This window comes from Pseudomonas sp. CVAP#3 (genome assembly GCF_018986375.1).
In the GTDB taxonomy this organism is placed as follows: Bacteria; Pseudomonadota; Gammaproteobacteria; order Pseudomonadales; family Pseudomonadaceae; genus Aquipseudomonas; species Aquipseudomonas helvetica.
Genome location: NZ_JAHMSC010000008.1, coordinates 192759 through 213328 on the forward strand (window position 1 = coordinate 192759; position 20570 = coordinate 213328).

Sequence of the window (20570 nt, forward strand, 5' to 3'; positions counted from 1 at the left end):
GCTGGCCAGGTGCCCGAGCTTGATCTGTGTCAAACCGGCGAGAGGCCAGTCTTGTCGTCCGACATACGGTCGTTTGCGGCACCTCCAATCTTCTGATTATTGACCATGATCAATCTCTCGTCCGCGAACCCGGCGCAGTCTGAAATTCGTACGCATTTTACGCTCGCGTACAGGGCAGGAGAGATCATCTGCCGTCATTCTCAGCGGCCAAAGCAAGGTCGTGTTACGCCGTGATGGAGTGTCTGGATGCCAGGACGCACTACCTGCAGACCCGATTGCGAGGCTTGATCCGAGGCCGGCTATGATTATTGAGATAACAGAACAACTGGCAAGACACCGTTGGCTCGTACAGATGGATGTGTGGGAGGCGGGTTTCGACAGTCGGGATGAAGCAGAGGCGTTCGTCAGGCAACTCAAGGCGCGCATCAATGCGCCGCATGCCTGGCCGGCAAACACTGTCACCAAGCCATTGCCCCGACAGCCCGCCGGCGCTCGATCCGACCCGGCGGTCGAGCAACGGGTGCTGGCTGACCTCGCGAGATAAGCGCCGAGGTCAGGGGGGATGACCGGGTGCGTATCCAATGAGTGAAACCTTCGGCCTGACCAATGCAGCCGCTGCGCTGGGCATCGGCATGCTGGTCGGTCTTGAGCGCGAGCGCCATAAGGGCGGGGGCGACAGCCGTGCCTGGCGACCGTGATTCAGGTGGGCTTGATCCTGGGAACGGTCGACCCTGGCCTGTTGCGCAGCATGTGGGGGCCGTTGCTATCCGGACTCTTCGTCACGGGGTTGTATGGCGTTTGCTTGATGCTTCCCAGATCGACGGGGACCGGCAACTCGCTGAGCAAATGTGTGGTGGCGTGGGTCAGCGGCGGTCGGCCGTTCGCCACTTATGTCATCCCGGGTCAGGTATTGATGACGGCGGCGATGTGGGCGGGCACCTTGCTGCACTGAAGCGTTTGATGCGGCTCGTATCAATCGAGCTCCTGCAAACAGTGCATAGAGCTGATAAAGATCAAGTCGCCTGCACCCGGAACGTTCAATCTGTAGCCTTACCGATAGCATTGAAATGGCCGAGCGCCGAGGTGCCTTATGTCTCAGACTCAACGTTTATTGCTGATTGCCCCGCCCGCGATGACCCGTACTCCGGCGTTCGAGCGCGCTACGGCGCTGGCTATGGCGGCGCAACTACCGTTGCATATCGTGGCGTTCGATTACAGCGAAGCCTTGGCGGTGGCCGGTCTGTTCGCCCCCGAACAAATCCGGCAAGTCCGTGATGGCTACCTGGAAAACCATCGACAATGGCTTGAGCAGCAAACCGGGTTGGCGAAGAAGCACGGGGTCGAGGTCACCAGTGAAGTGGTCTGGGTCCAGCACCGCTATGAAGAGATCCTTCACTTCGTCAACGAGATGCCCTTGGCCCTGATCATCAAGGATGCCCAGGAAGAGTCCGCATTGAAGCGGATCTTCTTTACCCCGCTGGACTGGCAGTTGCTGCGCGATTGCCCGGCGCCGGTGCATCTGGTCACCAACGCCCGCAACCCACGCCCGCACAAGGTGCTGGCGATTGTCGATGTGTTGCGCAGTGAAGACCAGGACCTGCTGTTCAACGATCAGATTGTCGACGCGGCAGTGAAGCTGGCCGAACAGTGCAACGCCGAGCTTGATTTGGTCCATGTGTATGACTGGGCAGCGGTGTACGCCACGGATATGGGCGTTGGCGCATTGCCCCTCGCCACCGGCATCTACGAAGCATTGGGCGAGGCGCAACATGAGGCATTTGCGGCCCTGGCCGAGCGCCACGGCGTGCCGGCCGATCGTCGTCACTTCATTGAAGGCGCGCCCCTGCAGAGTATCTGCGAGTTTGCGACTGATCATCAGATCGATGTCATCGTCATGGGAACCGTGCACCATAGGGGCTTGAACAAACTCCTGGGCAGTACCGCCGAACATCTCTTGCACCAGGCGCCGTGCAGTGTGCTGGCGATCAAGCCGGGCGAGCGGCTGCAGTAGTGTTGAATCGCCCCTTGGCGCACCAGTGTCTGGTGCGCCAAGGGTTTTTTTTTACAACATGAGGCGGTGAATGACCTGGCGCGAATCGTCAGGATCGTTATGGACTTCAAATCCCAGGGCTTTTGCCAAATCACGCATGGGCGCATTGCTTGAGGCATCAATGGAATACATCTGATGAAAGCCGTTCTTGCGGGCAGTCTTGATCAAGTGCTCCATCAACAGCGTACCCAGCCCCAGGTGCTGCCATTCATCGGCGACGGTGATCGCGCATTCGCATTCATGTTCGGCGGTGGCGGCATAGCGACTGACGCCGATTTCGATCAATTTACCGTCCTCGTGGACCAGCGCGATGTAAGCCATGCGCTGCTTGCAGTCGATGTCCATCAACTGGTCGAGCATGGCTTTACCGGGTTCGCTGATCTGCGCCAGAAAGCGCATATGACGGGATTCCGGGGACAGGCGTTTGATGAATGCGTATTCGCGCTCGCGGTCTTTATCCGTCAATGGCCGGATCAGTACATGCCGACCGTCCCTGAGCGCTTCGATCCAGTATTGCCCGGAGACCGCGGCATAGGCGGCGGCAGCCCGTTCGTTGTGGTCCTTGACAGTGAGCATGGTGCAATCCTCCATCTGATGGAAAAAAGGTCCGCGTGTAGCAGAAGGTCACGCGGTTCATACCTTTTTACGCCAACGGCGGCACTCGAATCTGATCTGGATCAGACACTCGGCACAGGCGTCCTCAAAGGTCCGGATTTGATGTAAATCAACCGCGTTGGGGGCAATGAGCGCAGTCTTGGAACATGCCGGCGGGATAGACCGGCGCTGAGCCGAGGTGTGTGATGGGTCAATATCAACGTTTACTGCTGATCGCCGATCGAACCCTGCATCAATCTCCAGCCTTGCTGCGCGCAGTCGCCCTGGCCAAGGCGAGTGGGGCGGTCTTGCACGTGTGTGCCTTTGTCGAGCCGGTGCCGATCGTTCATTTGTGGGATGAAAAAGTCGATGAGGCGGCTTTTCACAGCTACCTGCGTCGCTATCGTCGCTGGATGTCGGAGGAAATCCAGCGACTGAGCGGTGAGGGGCTGAAAGTCTCGGTGGAAGTGGTTTTCACCACCCATCCGCTGCTGGATATCCTGAAGCATGTCGAGGAGTTCAAGCCTGACCTGCTGATCAAGGACGCCACGTTGGAGCCGGTGCTCAAGCGGGTATTCATCACGCCACTCGATTGTCACCTGCTGCGCGAATGCCCGGTGCCGGTGCACCTGGTCAACCAGGCCCGTTACAGTTTGCCGCATCGGATCGTGGCGGCGGTGGACCCCTTCGACCCGCAAACCCAGATCAGTGGCCTCAACGACACCATCATTCAAACCGCGAACGCCCTGGCCCTGCAGTGCGATGCACCGCTGCATTTGCTGTACGCCTATGACCTGTCGCCAGCGTTCAATGGTGATGCACCGTTGGTCAGCGGCGGCTGGAGCATGGATTACATGGAGGAACTGCGTGAATCCCTGCACCTGGCATTTGTGAGCCTGGCCGACCGCTATGGCGTACCGCCCGAACGTCGGCACTTCATCATGGGCCAGCCGGTTCGGGCATTGAGTGAGTTTGTCGAGGAGTACCTGGCCGATGTCGTGGTGATGGGCACCGTGCACCGGGTCGGGTTGGATCGGTTGATTGGCAGCACCACCGAACGGGCGCTTTACTCGGTGCCTGGCAGTATTCTGGCGGTCAGGTCACCCGGTTGGGCGGTCAGGGAGTGAGCACGATGGCGCCTTTGACCTGACCGCTCCTCAGGTGGGCGAGCGCTTGATTGGCGTCGTCCAGTGCAAAGCAGGTGACATCGCTGTGCACGGGCGTGTGCCGGATCTCCAGGAAAAACGCCGTGCCGTCTTCGCGCGTCAGGTTGGCCACCGATCGTACGCTGCGCTCACCCCAGAGCAGTCGATAGGGAAACGCCGGGATGTCGCTCATGTGGATGCCGGCGCATATCACACAGCCGTCACTTCCCCGACAATTTCATGCCCCGGCACTCGCGGCAGTGTCGCTTGTGGCAGCTCGCCATCGACCAGGTGCAGGTCGGTGCGGCATACGCCACAGGCCAGGACTTTTATTAACAGTTGTTGTACGCCAGGTATCGGGATCGCGCGTTCTTCCCCTTGCAGTGGCTGGCGCGGGGTGTGCAGCACCATGGCGCGCATGACGATTCTCCAGAAGCGAAGGCACCAACGGCGTCAGAGAGGCGCGTTCCGATGACAGCCAGCGACCAGATGCCTGAGCCCGTCCATGTTCAGGACGTTGACGTTACGGCCGGAGATTTCGACCAGTGCCTGGTCGCGCAGGTGGGCTATGCCTCGGCAGATGGTTTCCAGGCGCAGCCCCAGGTAGGAGCCGATCTCTTCGCGGCGCATTTTCAGTACAAACTGCGTGGAGGAATAACCACGCATGTTAAGCCGCTGCGACAGGTTCAGCAGAAAGGCCGCCAGGCGTTCGTCCGAGTTCATATTGCCCATCAACATCAACATGTCGTGATCACGGACGATTTCCCGGCTCAGGAGTTTGTTCAGGTTGTGCTGCAGCGACGGCAACTGATGGGCGAGCTTCTCCAGCTGGGCGAAATGGATAGGACACACTTCGCTGTCTTCAAGGGCGAAAGCATTGCACGCGTGCTGGTCTGCGCTGATGGCATCCAGGCCGAGCATCTCGCCGGGTATTTGAAAGCCGGTCACCTGCTCGCGACCGTCAATAGACAGCACATTGGTCTTGAAAGAGCCTATGCGTACTGCGTAAAGCGAGCGCAACGGATCGCCTGTTCGATACAACGCTGCACCTTTTTTAACCTTCACGCGCTGGACGATCAGGGTGTCCAGTTGCTCGACTTCCTGACCGGTCAGGCCAATCGGCAGGCACAACTCCAGCACGCTGCAGTTGGAACAGGCAGCCTTTAGGTAATGGGCCAGACGGGGTTGGACTTCAAACGGTGACATGACGCGCCCCTCTGTAAATGTATCAAGCATAGGCGTTGAAAGCCTGGGCAGGTCCTTAATGCCGAAACCGGAGGCGGGTGTACGACGAACGGGGAGGTGGCCTCAGGTCCTGTGGAAGCAGTCATCTGCTCGAGATCACTATTTGCTCTTCCAGTATTTCTGCATTTCGAGAAACAGAAACGATGCGGTCCAGGAGATCAGTACCAGACCGGTCAGTCCCTGCAGCCCGGTCAGGTACTTGAGCTTGCCCAAGGGCGATATGTCGCCGAAACCGATGGTGGTAAAGGTGGTGAAGGAAAAGTACACGCAGTCCATGAACGAGCCGTCAAAGTTGCCTTGCAGACTTCCCCACTCACCGGAGCGGGTCATCAGGTAATAGACCAGCGCGAAGCACCAGACTTCCATCGCATGGGCCAGCAGCGCGCCAAATACCCCGACGACGATTCTGAATCGACTCCAGGCCTTGAGCCTGGGTAGCCAGTCGTTCAGGCGTGACAGGCATTCGTAGTGAATCACCACCGCCACGATGACCACCAGCGTATTGATCAGCGTGACCTCAATCATGGCGATCCATCGGGGGCGGCCTTGAGCGGTAGCAGCGGCGCAAACTCCTCTGGCGTCAGCGTTTCCTTTTCCAGCAGTAAATGAGCGCCGGCATCCAGGTCGGCCCGGCGACTGTCGAGCAGCGTTTTGGCACGGCCATAGGCTTCTTCGAGCAAGGCGCGGATGCCCAGGTCGATTTCACGCGCGGTTTGTTCCGAATAGTCCTTCTGGCCAAATCCGGGCATGTTCTCGCCCAGATAAGTCGGACTTTGCCGTTCCAGTACCGACTGACCGAGTTCGGCACTCATGCCGAAACGGGTGATCAACTGGCGGGCGATGTCGGTCGCCCGGGTCAGATCGTCGGCGGCGCCGGTGGAAATCTGGCCATAGACGATGTACTCGGCCGCCCGACCGGCCATCAGTACGGCGATTCGGTCCTTGAGCATCTGACAACTGATCAGGAAGTGATCCTCGGTCGGTCGCTGCAGGGTATAACCCAGCGAGCCAATGGAGCGGGGAATGATCGAGACTTTGTGTACCGGGTCCATCCCGGGCAAGCTGCCAGCGGCCAGGGCATGACCCATTTCGTGATAGGCCACCACCAGGCGCTCGTCAGGCCGTAACAGGCTGCTCTTGCGTTCGACGCCCGCGACGATGCGTTCCACCGCGGCCGTGAAGTCGTCGAGGCTGACGGTCTCGCCTCCCCGGCGGGTGGCCACGATGGCGGCTTCGTTGATCAGGTTCGCCAGGTCCGCACCGGTGAAGCCCGTGGTGATTTCGGCGATACGTTCGGAGTCGATGTCGGGCGCCACGGTGATTTTTTTCAGATGGACCTTGAGGATCGCCTGTCGGCCTTTTCGATCGGGGCGGTCGATCACCAGTTGACGGTCGAAACGACCGGCCCGCAGCAGCGCCGGATCGAGGACCTCCGGCCGGTTGGTTGCCGCCAGCAGGACCACACCTTCGCGCGGGTCGAAACCGTCCAGCTCGGCCAGCAGCTGGTTGAGGGTCTGCTCTTTTTCGTCGTTGCCGCCAAATGCACCGACACCGCGCATTTTGCCCAGGGCATCGAGTTCGTCGATGAAAATAATGCACGGTGCCGCCTGCCGCGCCTGCTCGAACAAATCGCGCACTCGAGCGGCGCCGACACCGACGAACATTTCGACGAATTCGGAACCGGAAATCGAGAAAAACGGCACGCCGGCTTCACCGGCAATCGCCTTGGCCACCAGGGTCTTGCCGGTGCCCGGCGGGCCGACCAGCAGAGTGCCCTTGGGAATATGCGCCCCCAGGCGCGCGTATCTGGCCTTGTCCTTCAGGAACGAGACGATTTCCACCAGCTCGGCCTTGGCTTCATCGATGCCCGCGACATCGGCAAAGGTCACCCCGGTATCACGTTCGACAAAGACCTTGGCCCGCGACTTGCCGACGTTCATCAGCCCGCCCAATCCCTGTTTTTCGGCCATGCCGCGGAACAGGAAATGCCAGAGCACCATGATCATGGCAAAGGGCAGCAACCAGCCCAGCAGCGCGTTAAGCAGTGTGTTTTCGCTGATGCCGGAAAAACCGACGCCTGACTGGGCCAATTCCGTCGCCAGCGTGGGGTCGACCCGCACGGTGGTGAACAGGTCGTGGCCGTCGATGGGCTCTTGCAGCTTGCCGCTGATCTGGTCCTTCTCGACCCGTAACTCGCTGACCTTGTGCTCGCCCAACAGTTGCAGGAACTGACTGTAGGGGATGCTCTGCACTGAATGGCGTTCAACCAGGAAAAGCTGAGCGAGCGCCAGGACCAGAAAGGTGATCGCGAAGTAGGAAAGGTTCCACTGGTGATTCTTCTTCATGGCCTTGGCTCAAGGGATAAGGGGCACGATGCGTGGTGGTTCAATCCTTAACCCCCATGGGCATTTGAATAGAATTTTAGACGCCACCCGCTCGAACGCCGGGTTTTACGCTTTCCTCTGGGCTGACAGTCCCGGGACTTCTTGTCTTGAGCGCATGACGACAGTTTTTTGTGATTTTTATCAACCCCGGCCAGCACCTGCCCGCTCACTATCGACATTAACCAGAGAGGGAGTTCGTCGATCCGTGTGCTGATGGAAGGCCGGCACAGGAGTGCTGCTCATCAGGTTCGACTGACCAAGCATCTGCCGAAGAGGTGTGTAATGTTTGAAATTCACCGTTTACTGCTGATCGCTCCGAGCGAAATGTCCCGTACCCCCGCGTTTGATCGGGCGGAGGCCGTGGCAAGGGCGACAGGCGCGATGCTGCACATCGTGGCATTCGATTATGTCGAAGCGCTGGCGGTCGCTGGCCTGTTTGACCATCAGGCCATGACGCAGGCGCGCGAGGGATATTTGCAGGTGCACCGTCACTGGCTTGAGCAGCAGGCCCGGTTTGGGCAATGCAAAGGCCTGCACGTGACCACTGAAGTGGTCTGGGCCAAACCGGGTATCGAGGAGATGCTTGAGTACGTGAACGACTTCGGGGCAGACATCGTGATCAAGGATGTACAGCATGTATCGGCATTTCAACGGGTTTTCTACAGGCCTCTGGACTGGCTGTTACTGCGCGACTGTCCAGCCCCCTTGCACCTGGTCACCGATGCCAGAAACCCGTTGCCCTTGAAAATACTGGCGGCTATCGACCTTTCCCATCTTGAAGAGCTGACGCAGGGGCTGAATGACCAGATCCTCGATATTGCTTCGAAGCTGGCCTTGTCCTGTGGCGCGAAGTTGCACCTGCTCAATGTCAGCGGCTGGATTGTGAACGGCGACTCCGGCGTGAACCTGCAATACCTGACCATGCGGGAAAGCTTGAGAGACGCGGTCAGCGATACCCAGATTGAAGCCTTTGATACGCTCGCCGAACGCTATGAGATTCCAGAGGCGAAACGGCATCTGTCGACCGGTGTTCCGCACAAGATGATCGAGCGTTTCGCGGCGAGTAATGAGTTCGACATGATTGTGATGGGCACCGTGCACTATCGGGGCGTGAACGTATTTCTCGGCAGTACCGCCGAGAACACCCTGAACCGGGCTCCCTGCAGTCTGATGATCATCAAGCCGCCGTATTGATGGCGTCTAGCTGTGGCGGCGTACCGTGACAGCGTTTAGTCCCGTCCTGATAAAACGCGCTACATGCAGGTACCCGTGAAGGCCCCGAGACGTCGTGACTTTGTTGATAAAAATCAACGTCGCGTGGGCCATTTCATGGAATCTGCAAGTACCTGCCTGTTGCAGCATGACTCGGGAGAGCAACCTATGGCTCACAGTAAAATTCTGTTTCGTGCTGCCGCTCGCGAGAAAATCCTCTGTGGTGCCACCCAGCTGGCGGACGCGGTGCGGGTGACCCTTGGGCCCAAATCGAAATCGGTGTTGATTCAGAACAAATGGGGTAATCCGACGGTCTGCAACGACGGCGTGACGATTGCCAAGCGAATCGACCTGCAAGACCCCGAGGAAGCTCTGGGTGCCCAGATGCTGCGTCAGGCGGCGGAACGTACCGGCGATGCGGTCGGGGACGGGACCAGCACGGCAACGGTGCTGGCCCATGCAATCCTGGCCGACGGAATACGTAACGTCGTTGCCGGTGCCAGTGCGATCGATTTGAAGCGCGGCCTGGACCGCGGACTGTTGCTGGTCGTGCAATCGTTGATAAGCCAATCGCGCCCGGTCAGTACCCCCAAGGAAAAGGCCCAGGTGGCCACGCTGTCGGCGCATAACGATGCGGTTATCGGCCAGCTGGTTGCAGACGCACTGGAAAAAGTCGGCGTTGAAGGCGTGGTCAGTGTCGAGGAGTCCAAGACCACTGAGACCGTGGTCGAGGTGATGGAAGGAATGCGTTTTGACCGTGGTTACGTCTCGCCGTATTTCGTGACGGATACCGAGAAAATGCAGGTTGAACTCGATGATGCCTACCTGCTGCTCTGTGACCATAAGATCGGCGTGCTCAAAGACTTGATCCCATTGCTTGAGTTGATCGCCAAAAGTGGCCAGCCACTGGTGCTGATCGCTGACGACATAGAGGGCGAGGCGCTGACCACGCTGGTCGTCAACCAGATCCGTGGCGTATTGCGCGCGGTGGCGATCAAGGCCCCAGGCTTCGGTGATCGACGCAAGGAAATGCTCCAGGACATTGCCGTCCTGACCGGGGCAACGGTGGTCTCCAATGAGCTGGGCATCAGTCTGGAACAGGTGGACTTGAGCCAGTTGGGACGAGCGCATCGCGTCGTGGTGCAAAAAGACAGCACGGCGTTGATCGGCGGCGCCGGTCAACGCGAGGCGATTGAGGCGCGCCTGCAACAGATGCGCGTGCAAATGGACGCGACTACCAGCGATTACGACCGTGAAAAACTCCAGGAACGACTGGCCAGGTTGTCGGGCGGTGTCGCGGTGATCCGGGTCGGGGCGCCTTCCGAGGCCGAAATGAAGGCGCGCAAGGATGCGCTGGATGATGCCATTTCGGCGACTCGGGCGGCGATTGCCGAGGGCATCGTTCCGGGGGGCGGGCTGGCATTGCTCAAAGCTGTACCGATTATCGCGGCCGAGGAGGCCAGCTATGAAGGCGATGCCAAAACCGGTTTGCAGATACTTCGCCGAGCGCTCGAAGCGCCGGCCCGGGTGATCGCGGAAAACTCGGCGGTGGATGCCGGCGTGGTCGTTGCGCGCATGCTGGCGGAGCCGGGGAATATTGGCTTCGACGCGTCAGCCAATGTCTATGTGGACATGTATGAAGCCGGCATTATCGATCCGACCAAGGTGGTGCGTATTGCGCTGGAAAATGCCGTTTCAGTCGCCAGTATCCTGCTGCTGACCGAGGCGACCATGACCGATATCCCGGAAAAGGAAACGCCTGCCCAGCCAGCGTTTCCCGAATGACGCGCACCGCGCTGCGGCGGTGCGCGGTGATTTGATATAAATCAAGATCAAGCAGGCTTGTGGGGAGGACGCTGAGTTGACGCTGGTGATTTGATCCAGCGAGGACGCAATGGCTGACCACCGGCACGGGGCAGCGGCAGGCGTCGATGCCCCACCTGTCTGGAGTCCAGATCATGAGCCAGTATCAAAAGTTATTGCTGATCATCAACCCGGCCCTGCGCCATTCCCCTGCGATACACCATGCCGCCGCCCTGGCCAAGGCCAGCGGGGCGAGCTTGCATATTGCCGCGTTAGTACAGTCGCTGGACATTCTTGCACTGCTTGAAGAAGGCATCCGGGAAAAAGCTCGGCAGAGTTACCTCCAGGACCATAGCGATTGGCTCAAGGATCAGGCGCAAAAAATGCGCGGCAGAGGGGTCGAGGTGACCACCGAGGTGGCATGGGCCGACGACATGCAGCAGGCGATCCTTGATCACGTCAGCGAAATGCAGCCCAACCTGCTGATCAAGCAAGTGCAGCATGAACCAGCGCTCAAGCGCGCATTCTTCACCCCCCTGGACTGGCACTTGCTGCGCCACTGCCCGATACCGATGTATCTGGTGGGCGCGAGTGGTCATGCCTTGCCGCGCAAGGTGGTGGCAGCGGTTGACTCGTCAGATACCGAGTCTTCGAACAGCGAACTGAATGACCGGATCATCCAGCAGGCCAACAGTCTTGCGCTGCAGTGCAATGCCGAGTTGCATCTGCTGTATGCCTGTGACATTTCGGCGGCCTATCTCGGCGATATGGGCGGCGGCGGGCTGACGCTGGCGGACCTTACCCGGGAAATGCGCAGAGAGCTGGAAAAGTCATTTCTGCGCTTGGCCGGTCGATTCGGTGTGCCCTCTGACCGTCGACATTTCATCATGGGGAGCCCCGTCTCGGCGTTGAGCGAGTTTGCCGACGAGCAACAGGTGGATGTGATCGTGATGGGCAGAGTCCAGTCCCACGGGCTGGAAAAACTGCTCGGCAGTACGACTGAACATATCCTGTATCAGGTGCCTTGCAGCGTGCTCGCGGTCTAGGGGCTGTGGCGTGTTGCGTCAAGATCAGTAGAACAAGTTCTCCTGCCGTAGTCGTGCGAAACGCTCAAGCGCTGCGGCATCGAGCGCTTGCGCGGCGTCAGGCGCTACGCCGTCGCGAATGGCTTGCCAGACGGCTTGCGAGCCGATTGAACCGCGGGTCGCCGTAAGATCGAACTCGCCGGGATAGAGCGCATGCAGCGTGGCGAGCAGCGTCAATCCCAGGCGTGCGACGGGACGTTGCTCAGGCACTGGGTTGGGAGTGATGCTCACGCCATGACAGAGCTGACCGTGCCAGTTCGATTCGGTGGGCACGAAGTCGATCGGCTCGAAATGCGCGCCAACATTGAGGGCATTCAGCGCATGGGCGAGTTCGGTCGCGTTGATCCACGGCGCGCCGATCCACTCGAACGGATGCGGTGTGCCGCGCCCCACGCTCAGTCTCGCGCCCTCGAGTAAACCGACATCCGGGTAGAGGTCCAGTTGGGACAGCGTGCGCAGGTTTGGCGAGAGCGGCACCCAACCGAGCCCGGTGTCGGCGAAGGTCATCTCACGCCGGTAGCCCTGCATCGGCACAACGCGCAAATCTGCGCCAATGTGCTTGTTGCGGTTGAACAGACTCGCCAGTTCGCCGACCGTCATGCCCGGCTGTAGCGGCGCCGGGAAATAGCCGGTGAACGATTCTTGACGGCTGTCCAGCACCGGTCCGCCGAATCGCTGCGCACCGAGCGGATCAGGCCGGTCCAGCACGAACAGCGGAATGCGCCGCGCCGCGGCGGCCTCGAGTGCGTAACCGAGCGTCGTCTCGTAGGTGAAGAAGCGCGCGCCGGCATCCTGAATGTCAAAGACCAGCGCATCCAGTCCAGCGAGCGAACCGGCCGGAAAGCGCCGCGCCGCGCCGTAGAGACTGTGCACAGTGAGACCGGTCGCGGTGTCGAGGGTGTCGCCGACCCGCTCGTCCATATCGATATTCAGCCCATGCTCCGGCGAGAACAGTGCGGCCAGCCTGACGCCAGGTGCGTGCGCGAGCACGTCGACGGTGCGCCGGCCCTCGGCGTCGAAGCCGCTGCGATTGGTGATCAAACCCACGCGCTTGCCGGCGAGCGGCGCAAACCGCTGCGTCTCGAGCACGTCGATGCCGGTCTGCACCGGGCCCGTCGAGATCGGCAGGCGATCGGCGGCACTCAGTGCCGGTAACGTCGATGGCAGTAATTGGCCGATTTGCGCGACGCTCGCAGCCGGGGCCCGGCTAGCCAGCAGCGCGAGCAACTGCGCACGCAGCGGGCGGGCGTCACCGCGGTCGTCCGGGTATACGCGGTTGGTCAGGATAACGATGAACTGGCGCGTCAGCGGATCGATCCACAGGCCGGTGCCGGTGTATCCGGTGTGGCCGATCATGCCAATCGGTGGCAGACGGTCATGGTTCGACGCGAACGGTGCGGCCAGGTCCCAGCCGAGTCCGCGCCACGGTGGAGTCGCGAGCGGCGAGGCGGCACTGGCGAGCGCGGCGATGCTCGCTGGCCGCAGAATCTGCAGGCTGCCAGCGCGCCCCTCGCTGAGCATCATCTGCGCGAAGCGGGCGAGGTCATCCGCGGTGGAAAACAACCCGGCGTTGCCGGAGACGCCGCCCATCCATTCAGCCGTCGGATCGTGCACCCGGCCGCGGCGGATACCGGCCTTGTTCGCCAGTGTCGGCGCACTGCGGGCGGCTCGCCCGGGGTCGGGCACAAAGACCGTGTCACGCATACCGAGCGGGCCGAAGATGTAGGCCTGGCAATACGCGCCGAGGGTGCGGTGGGTGATGCGCTCGACCAGTTCGCCCAGCACCACGAAATTCAGGTCACTGTAGATGACGCGCTCGCCTGGCACGCTCCGCAGGCGCTGCGCCGCGATAGCGCTCAACACACCTTCGCGGTCCGGATGCAGTGGCCGCACAGGCAGGTCTGGCAGCAGCCCCGAGGTGTGCGCCAGCAGATGACGAACGGTCACCGCGTCTTTGCCGAAGGCCGAAAAGGCCGGCCAATACTGTGCAACGCGTGCGTCCAGGTTGATGCGGCCCGCTTCGGCCAGTTGCATGATCGCCGTGGTGGTCGCGATGACCTTGGTCAGCGACGCGAGATCGAACTCGGTGCTCAGCGTCATCGGTTCGGGGTCGGGCGTTGTCGCGCGTTGCCCAAAGGCCTGGCGATAGAACACGTGCGTGGCGTCCCCGATCAGGACGACGGCACCCGGAACGCGTCCGGCGGTGATCTGCCCCTCGACAATCTGTGCAGCTTGCAGGCGCGCCGCCGCATCGAAATCGGCGGCACCCGCGAACTGCGCCGCCGCCATTGCAAGCAGCATCGCCCAGCGTTTCAGCACACCGATCAAGGGTGCGGCAAATCGGCGGCGTTGTAGTGATTGTGTGGATTCCATAACATCCATCCATCGGTGCCGGCTGCATTGGCGGCGTTGATCTGGGCACTGATCGCCGCTGCATCAAACAGGCGACGATCGAACGCATAGTCGCGAAAGGCTTGAAGCCACGGACGAAAACGCACCCCCGGCAGATGGGTGCGCTTCATCGCCTCCGTCAGGGAGCGTCTGACGATCTGAGCGGGATCGCTGACCGGATTGGTCAAGCCCGGCAGTCCCCAGGTAAAACCGGACGGGTAGAGCATCGGCGAAATATAGTCGAGCGGTTCGCCGAGCAATTCGATTTGCTGGCCGATCGCGGTATCGTCCAGATTCCAGCAGACGTAGCCGAAGATGTCCGCCGAGACGAATACATTGTAGGGCGCCAGCCGTGTGCGTGCGGCCTGCAGGAAGCCGACGATCGCCGCGGTCCGGTTGCGCCGGGTATTGGAGAGGGCGAAGTGCAGCCCGCTCTTGTCGGGAAAGCGCACATAGTCGAACTGGACCTCGTCGAAGCCCATCCGCGCCGCCTCCTCGGCGACGTCCAGATTGTGCTGCCATACATCCTGCGAAAACGGATCCATCCATTGCAGGCTCTCGCCATCGCGCCACGGCTGGCCTTCTGCGGTGTGCACGCTCCACTCCGGATGCGCGCTGGCGAGCGGGTCGTCCTTGAACACCACGATGCGCGCGATCAGATACAGGTGTTGCGCATGCAGCCGGGCAAGCAGCGCCGCAAGGTCCTGGTCCTGTGGTGCGCGCACCGTCACGCGGGCAGCCGCGCCGATGGCATCGCGCGCCGCGCTGCGATATGGCGTAAGGCCGCGGTCGCCCTTGACGTCAATCACCAGCGCATTGATCTCGCTGCTTTCGGCAAGGCTGAGGGCATTATTGCGCAGCGCCTTGTTGGTCACGCCGAACACCGACAAGTAGAGCGCTTTCGGGCGAAACGGGGTCAATGCGAGTCTCACAGGTGTATCGCCGGAGACCTTGGCCTCGGTGCGCAGATACCCCGGAGCGCGGGCCGCAACGCTCTCCACCGCCTGAGCGATTTCGAACTGCCCGTGTTCGTCGGTGCGCATCACACCCGCCGATGTCGTGATGATCGCGTCGGCGATCGGGTTCTGTGTGCTTGAGTCGAGCACGACACCCGTGACGGCCAGGGCGTCTCGCTGGCTCAACAGGGTAGAGATGGCGACGAACAGCGTCGGGATTGCATAGCGCCTCACTGCGCTGATGAAGGTCATCGTGAGCTCTCCGTTGCGGGTATTGCCGGGGTGTTCGGTTCGCCAAGCAGGTGCGCGAATGCGCTGGCGCCGTAGGCATCGGTCATCAGAAAGCGCGGCAGCGCGAGCAGCCGCGCATGCCGGTCCGCCTTGCGCGCGTCCAGGGTGAAGGCGACGACGTAACCGTCGTCGGCGGCGAGTGCGATCAACTCGTCGTCGTAGATCCCGAAAGGCCACGCGAGCATGTCGATATGCGTACCGGTTTGCGCCTCGAGGCGCTGACGGGATTTGTCGAGTTGCATGCGCACGAATTGCTGGAAATCTTCCGGCGTACGGTGTCTGCGCTCGACCTTGAAATTGGGATGCCAGTACGTATGCCCCTGGATGTCAAAGAGTCCGGTCTGTTTCAGGCTGCGCAATTGTTCCCAGGTCATTGCATAGGAGGCGTTCGAGATCGCCGAAGGATAGATGAACAGCGTGACCGGAAAACGCTCGCGCTGCACGATGGGCAGCAGCTTTTCGAATACCGAGCGATGCCCGTCGTCGACGGTGATCGCCACCGGTTTCTGCGGTAGCGTCGCATTGGGGTCGCGCAACCAGTCGACCACTTCACGCAGCGGCACGATGTGGTAACCATGCTCGTGCAGGACGCGTAACTGGGTTTCGAAGGTGCTCATGCGCACGGTCATCGAGTCGTCCAGTGTCTGCGAAAAACGGTGGTAAACGAGGATCGTGACGCGCGGTTCGGCGTTTTGCCCGGTGTTGTCCGCGCCCAAGGCCTGACCCCAGATGCACACCAGCACAGCGCACACCAGAAGCCGGATCGAACCGTTCATATAAGCAACCCGCCGTACGGGCGCACAGAGGGACCCGGTCCGAGCACGTTCATACGATGCTCAATGATGCAGATTCAGCCAATAACGCGGCCACCAGAGCCGTGCTGTCGAGTACGTGCAAGTGGCGCGTCACACAGTCGGCTGGCAGGCGAAACGGAGGCACGCTGTCAGAGACCGCCAAGTGTTCAAACAGTGGCTTGTCGAGCAGATCGGTGCCACCGGTGAACAAACCATGGGTGGCGGCTGCAAATAACCGGGTGGCACCGGCCTGCTGGCAGGCGAGGCCCGCATGCATCAGCGTTTCACCGGTGCTGATCAGGTCGTCGAAAATGATCGCGGTTTTACCCAGCACTTCACCCACCAGCAGCGTGCCGGTGAACGTTGCTTGAGCACGGTGCTTTTCCATCAGTGCACCGCCTACCGCGCGTCCCAGCTGCCGCTCCAGGGCCTGGCGAAATTGCTCGGCGCGCTTGGTGCCGCCAGCGTCCGGGGAAACCGACACCACCTCGGCGTCGCCGACGAGCGCGGCGAAATGCCCGGCGAACAATTCTGCGCACTGCACGTTCCAGGTCGGGATGCGAAAGGCGTTGTCGAACGCTGCCGGGTTGTGCACCTCCAGGGCGACCAGGCGATCCACGCCGCAGGCTTCAATCATGGCCGCCACGTAGCGGGTGATCGTCGGGTCCTGAGGTTGGGTACGACGATCCTTGCGCCCGTAGCAGAGGTAGGGCGTCACGGCCTGCACCTGGCGAGCGCCGGCATCCTTGAGTGCGCCACAAAAAAACAGCAGCCGACACAGCTTGTCGTTTGCGCTCTGCCGGTCATCCCCATACAAGGAATGGAACACCACCACCTCGCGCCCGTTGACCGACTCCAGCGGTCGGCATTTATGTTCGCCATCTTCATAGTCGCGTTCTTCATGGCGCGCCAGTTGACAGCCAAGCCGCTGCGCGACGCGGCTCGCGTAGTGCTCACTGCCTTGCAGGGCAAACAGAAGCGGGCGTTCGGTGAGCATGTGTTGGCTCCTTCGAGGCACTCATCGAACACGCCTCGCCTGGACGGCTTACGGTCTACTGCTGTGTAGACCAGACGAGCACCGAGTTGCGCCATATACACGCAGATAGCAGTCTCCCGTCGAGAGCCGATGGATTAATCATAGCGCAGGGACTGTGTTGCCGATGGCGGTGACGGGGACTTGATATAAATCAAGACCGGGGAGACTTCAGGGGAGGAACCTGAATAAAAACGGGTGTTGACACACGGCTGAACGCCTCCCACGCGCTCATGGCCTGGAAAAGTTTCTCGGCAGTACGCCTGAACATGTCCTGTAACAGGTGCCTTGAAGCCGGTGCGGATGTGGCTCGATTGCCTCAGGAGGTTTCCAAATGACCCAGAGTTCCTCACTGAATACCACCTTGCGAGACCGGACTGCTGCCGGTCGAACCCTGGTCGAACCGCTGCTCAAATACGCTCATCGACCGGATGTCATCGTGCTGGCCTTGCCCCGTGGCGGGGTTCCAGTGGCCTATGAAGTGGCCACGGCCCTGGAGGTTCGCCTGGACCTGATGCTGGTCCGCAAGTTGGGCGTTCCGTCCCATCAGGAGTTCGCCATGGGCGCCATTGCCAGCGGCGGCATACAAATTGTCAACGAGGAGGCGCTACGGCTTCACCCGATTGATCAGGACACGTTCGATGCCGTGGTCGCACGGGAAACCCGGGAACTCTCTCGTCGTGAGCATTTGTACCGGGCAACGCGTGCTCCGGCAGTACTCAAGGACCAGGTGGTGATTCTGATCGATGACGGCCTGGCGACAGGGGCCTCGATGATGGCCGCGATCCACGCTGTGCGTCTGCAAGCACCGTCGCGCATTGTTGTTGCCGTGCCCGTGGCACCACTTGAGACGGTCGAGGCGCTGCGCACCGAAGTGGATGAACTGGTGTGTCCGCTCATTCCCGAGTGGCTGATGTCGATCGGCTATTGGTACATGAACTTCACCCAGACCTCGGACGCGGAAGTCATCGATCTATTGCAAAGAGCCTGGCAACGAGAGTCCAGTACGGGCATTGCCCCTCAGGAGAACTCCGATGCTTGAGTCTCGCTATCGAAAACTGAGCCTGGAGGACGTGGAACTGTCAGCCGACTTGCGTCTGCCTTTGACCGGTATCACACGCCAAACGGAAAGGTTTCGTCTTCCGGTTCCAGCGTCTGGCCTTTCGGCAGAGGCAGCGCCGTCACCGGTTGCGTCTGTTCAATCCACACCATGGCGTCAAATTGCTCGGCCAGCACCGACTCGAAGTAGTGGCTGGCGCGCTCGCTTTCGGGACGGTAAATCACCCCGATGGCCCGTTCCAGCAGGAGTTCGGACAGCGCCTTGCGCAAGTCTTCGCGCAGGGGATCCCGCCAGTCGGTCAAAGACGCGGGGACACCGGCTTTAAGGAACTGATGCTCCCAACTGTCTGCACGAGACGGCCGGATGTTCTTGATGAGCATATCGGCGTCCCAGTCATCGGCTGCCGCCACTTGGCCACGGTCGGTGCTCATGCCGATCAGAACGACATCGCGCCCATAGGCGCTACGGCACAGCTGACCGATATTGAACTGGCCCTTCCAGCCCATTTCCGTGGCAGCGGCATTGCCGATATGGGAGTTGTGCGCCCAGACCACGGCCTTGGCGTGAGGACCGCGGTGCTCAAGCAACGCACGTAGCGTGTCGAACATGTGCCGGTCACGCAGGTTCCAGGAGGCGGTCGAGCCTCGATACGGTCGAACATTTCACCGAATGCGTTTGAATTCAAATCCGGCAGCGGTTCCGCGTATTGACGTAACAGAGGGGCAATAGGCGCCCTCGAAACGTTGTTGCGCGGACCGTACAGTTTTTCCAGCAAGCGTTGGGAAGTTGAGGTCATGAGTGTCGTCCCTATAAGCGAGGGGTTACCCGACGTGCAGCACTCTGGGCTGCCTCTTCGATCATTCCTACACCTTGATCCAGAGGATTCATTGAGTTTCGTCAACAAAGGATGCAATGCCCCAAGAGACAGTGTCCGCATCACACGCCCGCAGGCCGCTGAATATGACCTGACGCCATGGGCACGATGCGCGTTGCAGGCTTGAACGGCGAAACGCGTGATGGAGCTTGTAAACGGCCAGCGTCTGGCTAGGCTCCATTCAAGGTTGAATCGTTCGACAGTCTCTTCAGAGGGAACTGAAATGTATGTGAAGAACGACGAGGCAGGCGGGAAGAGCGCGGTGGAACGGTGTTTTTTTTCCGGGCCGGCTTTTTTAATCAACTTGCTTCGGCGACCGGGCACCCTGTTGGGGGCGCTATTAGTGCTGCTGTTTTGTCAGTCGGCCCAGGCCCTGCCTTCCTTTGCACGTCAGACAGGGCAAAGCTGCGTTGCCTGCCATGCGGGTGGGCAGTTTCCTGAACTGACACCTTATGGGCGCCTGTTCAAGCTGACGGGGTACACCAACGGCGTACAAACCAACCCCCTGGCCGCGATGATCGTCGGTGATTTCACCTCGACGCGTAACAACAGCGACGGTGCGGGCAGCTCGATTTCACCCAAAGACAAGCAATTCATCATTGATTTCGGCAGCGTGTTCCTCGGTGGAAAAATCACTGACGTCATCGGCGGCTTCGCCCAATTCACCTACAGCTCGTATGACCACCAGGATGCTTCGGGTAATTGGGTCAGTCACCTGGGCTCGGACAACTTTGACCTGCGTTATGCAGACCGCCGGGTGGATACCTCGAGTGATGTCATCTGGGGGGTTACATTGAATAACAACCCCACGGTTCAGGATGTCTGGAACAGCACGCCTGCCTGGGGCTATCCCTATGTCAGTTCAACCTTGGGCGCCTTCGGCGGGGTCCCGACCTCTACACTGATTGAGGGGGGATTGGCTCAACAGGTGGCGGGTATCGGTGCCTATGTTTATTTGAACAAGTCGTTGTATCTGGAGCTGACCTCCTACCAGACAGCCAAAGACACATGGCAGTTTCTGAGTCTGGGCAACAAGAAGGGCGACACCTACCATCCGCTGACGTACATGGATGGCTCAAGCCCTTATGCAAGGCTGGCCTATACCTACGAATGGGGGGCCCAAAACGTGATGGTGGGCGCCTTTGCGATGAATGCCAAAATTCTGCCCATGGATGATTCCAACAATCCGATCCACGGCCAGGGCAGCACCGAGTACCGGGACGTCGGCTTCGATGGCCAGTATCAGTACCTCCTTGAACCCCATGCTTTCACGGCACAGATACGCTATGTCAAGGAAGAAATCAGGGATGACACCCAGACACTCTTTGACGGACCTGCAACCCTGCGATCATTCAAATTGAAGGGCAGTTATGTGTACCGTTCCAAATATGGTGCGAGTCTGGCGTATACCAATGTCAATGGCAGCTCGGATGCCACGGCATACCCGGACAGCGCCAACTTTTCACCCGATACACGAATGTGGACGCCAGAGGTGTTCTGGTTACCGATGCAGAACCTGAGGGTCGGGCTCCAATACAACTATTTCACCCGCTATCTAGGCGCAACGAACAACTATGACGGCAATGGCCGTGATGCCAGCGAAAACGACACCACGTATCTTTATATGTGGTACGCGTTTTGATCAGTTGAGCG

At 60.2% G+C, this 20570-nt stretch carries 16 protein-coding genes and 3 pseudogenes; 9 read left to right on the top strand and 10 right to left on the bottom strand.

All coding sequences use genetic code 11. The features are described from left to right. Window positions 1-301: 301 nt before the first annotated feature. The 3 genes and pseudogenes from KRR23_RS16050 to KRR23_RS16060 all read left to right on the top strand — a co-directional run bounded on the left by KRR23_RS16050 (window position 302) and on the right by KRR23_RS16060 (window position 2011). A complete protein-coding gene (locus tag KRR23_RS16050) occupies window positions 302-544 on the top strand; it encodes a hypothetical protein (protein WP_216743305.1) in 243 nt (80 codons plus the stop codon). Window positions 545-685: 141 nt separating this feature from the next. Beyond that, window positions 686-952: pseudogene (locus KRR23_RS16055) on the top strand (hypothetical protein); the annotation flags it as partial. A gap of 138 nt (window positions 953-1090) precedes the next feature. Next, on the top strand, window positions 1091-2011 hold the full coding sequence (locus KRR23_RS16060; RefSeq protein ID WP_216743306.1) for a universal stress protein: 921 nt from the start codon (window positions 1091-1093) through the stop codon (window positions 2009-2011). 51 nt (window positions 2012-2062) lie between these two features. Here KRR23_RS16060 and KRR23_RS16065 read toward each other — a convergent pair whose 3' ends face one another. Then, window positions 2063-2626 carry a GNAT family N-acetyltransferase gene (locus KRR23_RS16065; RefSeq protein WP_216743307.1) on the bottom strand — a complete coding sequence of 188 codons (564 nt, stop codon included), beginning with the start codon at window positions 2624-2626 and terminating at the stop codon, window positions 2063-2065. A 224-nt stretch (window positions 2627-2850) separates the two neighbouring features. On the opposite strand from KRR23_RS16065, the gene KRR23_RS16070 reads away from it, so the two are divergent. Continuing rightward, entirely contained in the window at window positions 2851-3771 is a 921-nt protein-coding gene (locus KRR23_RS16070) for a universal stress protein (protein WP_216743308.1), read from the top strand. Here KRR23_RS16070 and KRR23_RS16075 read toward each other — a convergent pair. From KRR23_RS16075 to ftsH, 4 genes and pseudogenes are all read right to left on the bottom strand, one after another. After that, window positions 3761-4209: pseudogene (locus KRR23_RS16075) on the bottom strand (alcohol dehydrogenase catalytic domain-containing protein). The gene KRR23_RS16070 and the pseudogene KRR23_RS16075 overlap by 11 nt on opposite strands. Before the next feature lie 33 nt (window positions 4210-4242). Further along, window positions 4243-4995, bottom strand: coding sequence for a fumarate/nitrate reduction transcriptional regulator Fnr (gene fnr / locus KRR23_RS16080; protein WP_216743309.1), 753 nt, complete (start codon window positions 4993-4995; stop codon window positions 4243-4245). 138 nt (window positions 4996-5133) lie between these two features. Continuing rightward, window positions 5134-5559 carry a potassium channel family protein gene (locus KRR23_RS16085; RefSeq protein WP_216743310.1) on the bottom strand — a complete coding sequence of 142 codons (426 nt, stop codon included), beginning with the start codon at window positions 5557-5559 and terminating at the stop codon, window positions 5134-5136. Continuing rightward, window positions 5556-7379 carry an ATP-dependent zinc metalloprotease FtsH gene (ftsH, locus tag KRR23_RS16090; RefSeq protein WP_216743311.1) on the bottom strand — a complete coding sequence of 608 codons (1824 nt, stop codon included), beginning with the start codon at window positions 7377-7379 and terminating at the stop codon, window positions 5556-5558. The genes KRR23_RS16085 and ftsH overlap by 4 nt, the downstream gene beginning before the upstream one ends. A gap of 321 nt (window positions 7380-7700) precedes the next feature. Between ftsH and KRR23_RS16095 the strand changes: the two genes are divergently transcribed. The 3 genes from KRR23_RS16095 (at window position 7701) to KRR23_RS16105 (ending at window position 11479) form a co-directional block, all read left to right on the top strand. Further along, on the top strand, window positions 7701-8612 hold the full coding sequence (locus tag KRR23_RS16095) for a universal stress protein (RefSeq protein WP_216743312.1): 912 nt from the start codon (window positions 7701-7703) through the stop codon (window positions 8610-8612). A gap of 186 nt (window positions 8613-8798) precedes the next feature. Beyond that, a complete protein-coding gene (groL, locus tag KRR23_RS16100) occupies window positions 8799-10415 on the top strand; it encodes a chaperonin GroEL (RefSeq protein ID WP_216743313.1) in 1617 nt (538 codons plus the stop codon). A gap of 173 nt (window positions 10416-10588) precedes the next feature. Then, window positions 10589-11479, top strand: coding sequence for a universal stress protein (locus tag KRR23_RS16105; protein ID WP_216743314.1), 891 nt, complete (start codon window positions 10589-10591; stop codon window positions 11477-11479). A gap of 24 nt (window positions 11480-11503) precedes the next feature. On the opposite strand, the gene KRR23_RS16110 is transcribed toward KRR23_RS16105, so the two are convergent. The 4 genes from KRR23_RS16110 to prs are packed head-to-tail and all read right to left on the bottom strand — an operon-like array spanning window position 11504 to window position 16947. Next, complete coding sequence (locus KRR23_RS16110; RefSeq protein ID WP_253912129.1) at window positions 11504-13891, bottom strand: serine hydrolase; 2388 nt, start codon at window positions 13889-13891, stop codon at window positions 11504-11506. Beyond that, window positions 13843-15117, bottom strand: coding sequence for a putative glycoside hydrolase (locus KRR23_RS16115; protein ID WP_216743315.1), 1275 nt, complete (start codon window positions 15115-15117; stop codon window positions 13843-13845). Before KRR23_RS16115 ends, KRR23_RS16110 begins: the two co-directional genes overlap by 49 nt. Then, window positions 15114-15932 carry a polysaccharide deacetylase family protein gene (locus tag KRR23_RS16120; protein ID WP_216743316.1) on the bottom strand — a complete coding sequence of 273 codons (819 nt, stop codon included), beginning with the start codon at window positions 15930-15932 and terminating at the stop codon, window positions 15114-15116. The genes KRR23_RS16115 and KRR23_RS16120 overlap by 4 nt, the downstream gene beginning before the upstream one ends. A gap of 49 nt (window positions 15933-15981) precedes the next feature. Beyond that, the gene (gene prs / locus KRR23_RS16125) at window positions 15982-16947 is read right to left on the bottom strand and encodes a ribose-phosphate pyrophosphokinase (RefSeq protein ID WP_216743317.1); all 966 of its coding nucleotides are present in this window, start codon (window positions 16945-16947) and stop codon (window positions 15982-15984) included. A gap of 370 nt (window positions 16948-17317) precedes the next feature. On the opposite strand from prs, the gene KRR23_RS16130 reads away from it, so the two are divergent. Further along, window positions 17318-18025 (top strand): phosphoribosyltransferase, encoded by a 708-nt coding sequence (locus KRR23_RS16130; RefSeq protein WP_216743318.1) that lies wholly within the window; start codon window positions 17318-17320, stop codon window positions 18023-18025. Window positions 18026-18096: 71 nt separating this feature from the next. On the opposite strand, the pseudogene KRR23_RS16135 reads toward KRR23_RS16130, so the two are convergent. Continuing rightward, window positions 18097-18693: pseudogene (locus tag KRR23_RS16135) on the bottom strand (erythromycin esterase family protein); the annotation flags it as partial. 447 nt (window positions 18694-19140) lie between these two features. On the opposite strand from KRR23_RS16135, the gene KRR23_RS16140 reads away from it, so the two are divergent. Then, window positions 19141-20559 (top strand): cytochrome C, encoded by a 1419-nt coding sequence (locus tag KRR23_RS16140; protein WP_216743319.1) that lies wholly within the window; start codon window positions 19141-19143, stop codon window positions 20557-20559. Window positions 20560-20570: the final 11 nt, after the last annotated feature.

Coding starts and splice junctions, on each gene's coding strand:
- KRR23_RS16130 (WP_216743318.1), top strand. CDS start 17,318: ATGACCCAGAGTTCCTCACTGAATACCACCTTGCGAGACCGGACTGCT.
- KRR23_RS16085 (WP_216743310.1), bottom strand. CDS start 5,559: ATGATTGAGGTCACGCTGATCAATACGCTGGTGGTCATCGTGGCGGTG.
- ftsH (WP_216743311.1), bottom strand. CDS start 7,379: ATGAAGAAGAATCACCAGTGGAACCTTTCCTACTTCGCGATCACCTTT.
- KRR23_RS16070 (WP_216743308.1), top strand. CDS start 2,851: ATGGGTCAATATCAACGTTTACTGCTGATCGCCGATCGAACCCTGCAT.
- KRR23_RS16140 (WP_216743319.1), top strand. CDS start 19,141: ATGTATGTGAAGAACGACGAGGCAGGCGGGAAGAGCGCGGTGGAACGG.
- prs (WP_216743317.1), bottom strand. CDS start 16,947: ATGCTCACCGAACGCCCGCTTCTGTTTGCCCTGCAAGGCAGTGAGCAC.
- KRR23_RS16060 (WP_216743306.1), top strand. CDS start 1,091: ATGTCTCAGACTCAACGTTTATTGCTGATTGCCCCGCCCGCGATGACC.
- fnr (WP_216743309.1), bottom strand. CDS start 4,995: ATGTCACCGTTTGAAGTCCAACCCCGTCTGGCCCATTACCTAAAGGCT.
- KRR23_RS16110 (WP_253912129.1), bottom strand. CDS start 13,891: ATGGAATCCACACAATCACTACAACGCCGCCGATTTGCCGCACCCTTG.
- KRR23_RS16120 (WP_216743316.1), bottom strand. CDS start 15,932: ATGAACGGTTCGATCCGGCTTCTGGTGTGCGCTGTGCTGGTGTGCATC.
- groL (WP_216743313.1), top strand. CDS start 8,799: ATGGCTCACAGTAAAATTCTGTTTCGTGCTGCCGCTCGCGAGAAAATC.
- KRR23_RS16105 (WP_216743314.1), top strand. CDS start 10,589: ATGAGCCAGTATCAAAAGTTATTGCTGATCATCAACCCGGCCCTGCGC.
- KRR23_RS16050 (WP_216743305.1), top strand. CDS start 302: ATGATTATTGAGATAACAGAACAACTGGCAAGACACCGTTGGCTCGTA.
- KRR23_RS16115 (WP_216743315.1), bottom strand. CDS start 15,117: ATGACCTTCATCAGCGCAGTGAGGCGCTATGCAATCCCGACGCTGTTC.
- KRR23_RS16065 (WP_216743307.1), bottom strand. CDS start 2,626: ATGCTCACTGTCAAGGACCACAACGAACGGGCTGCCGCCGCCTATGCC.
- KRR23_RS16095 (WP_216743312.1), top strand. CDS start 7,701: ATGTTTGAAATTCACCGTTTACTGCTGATCGCTCCGAGCGAAATGTCC.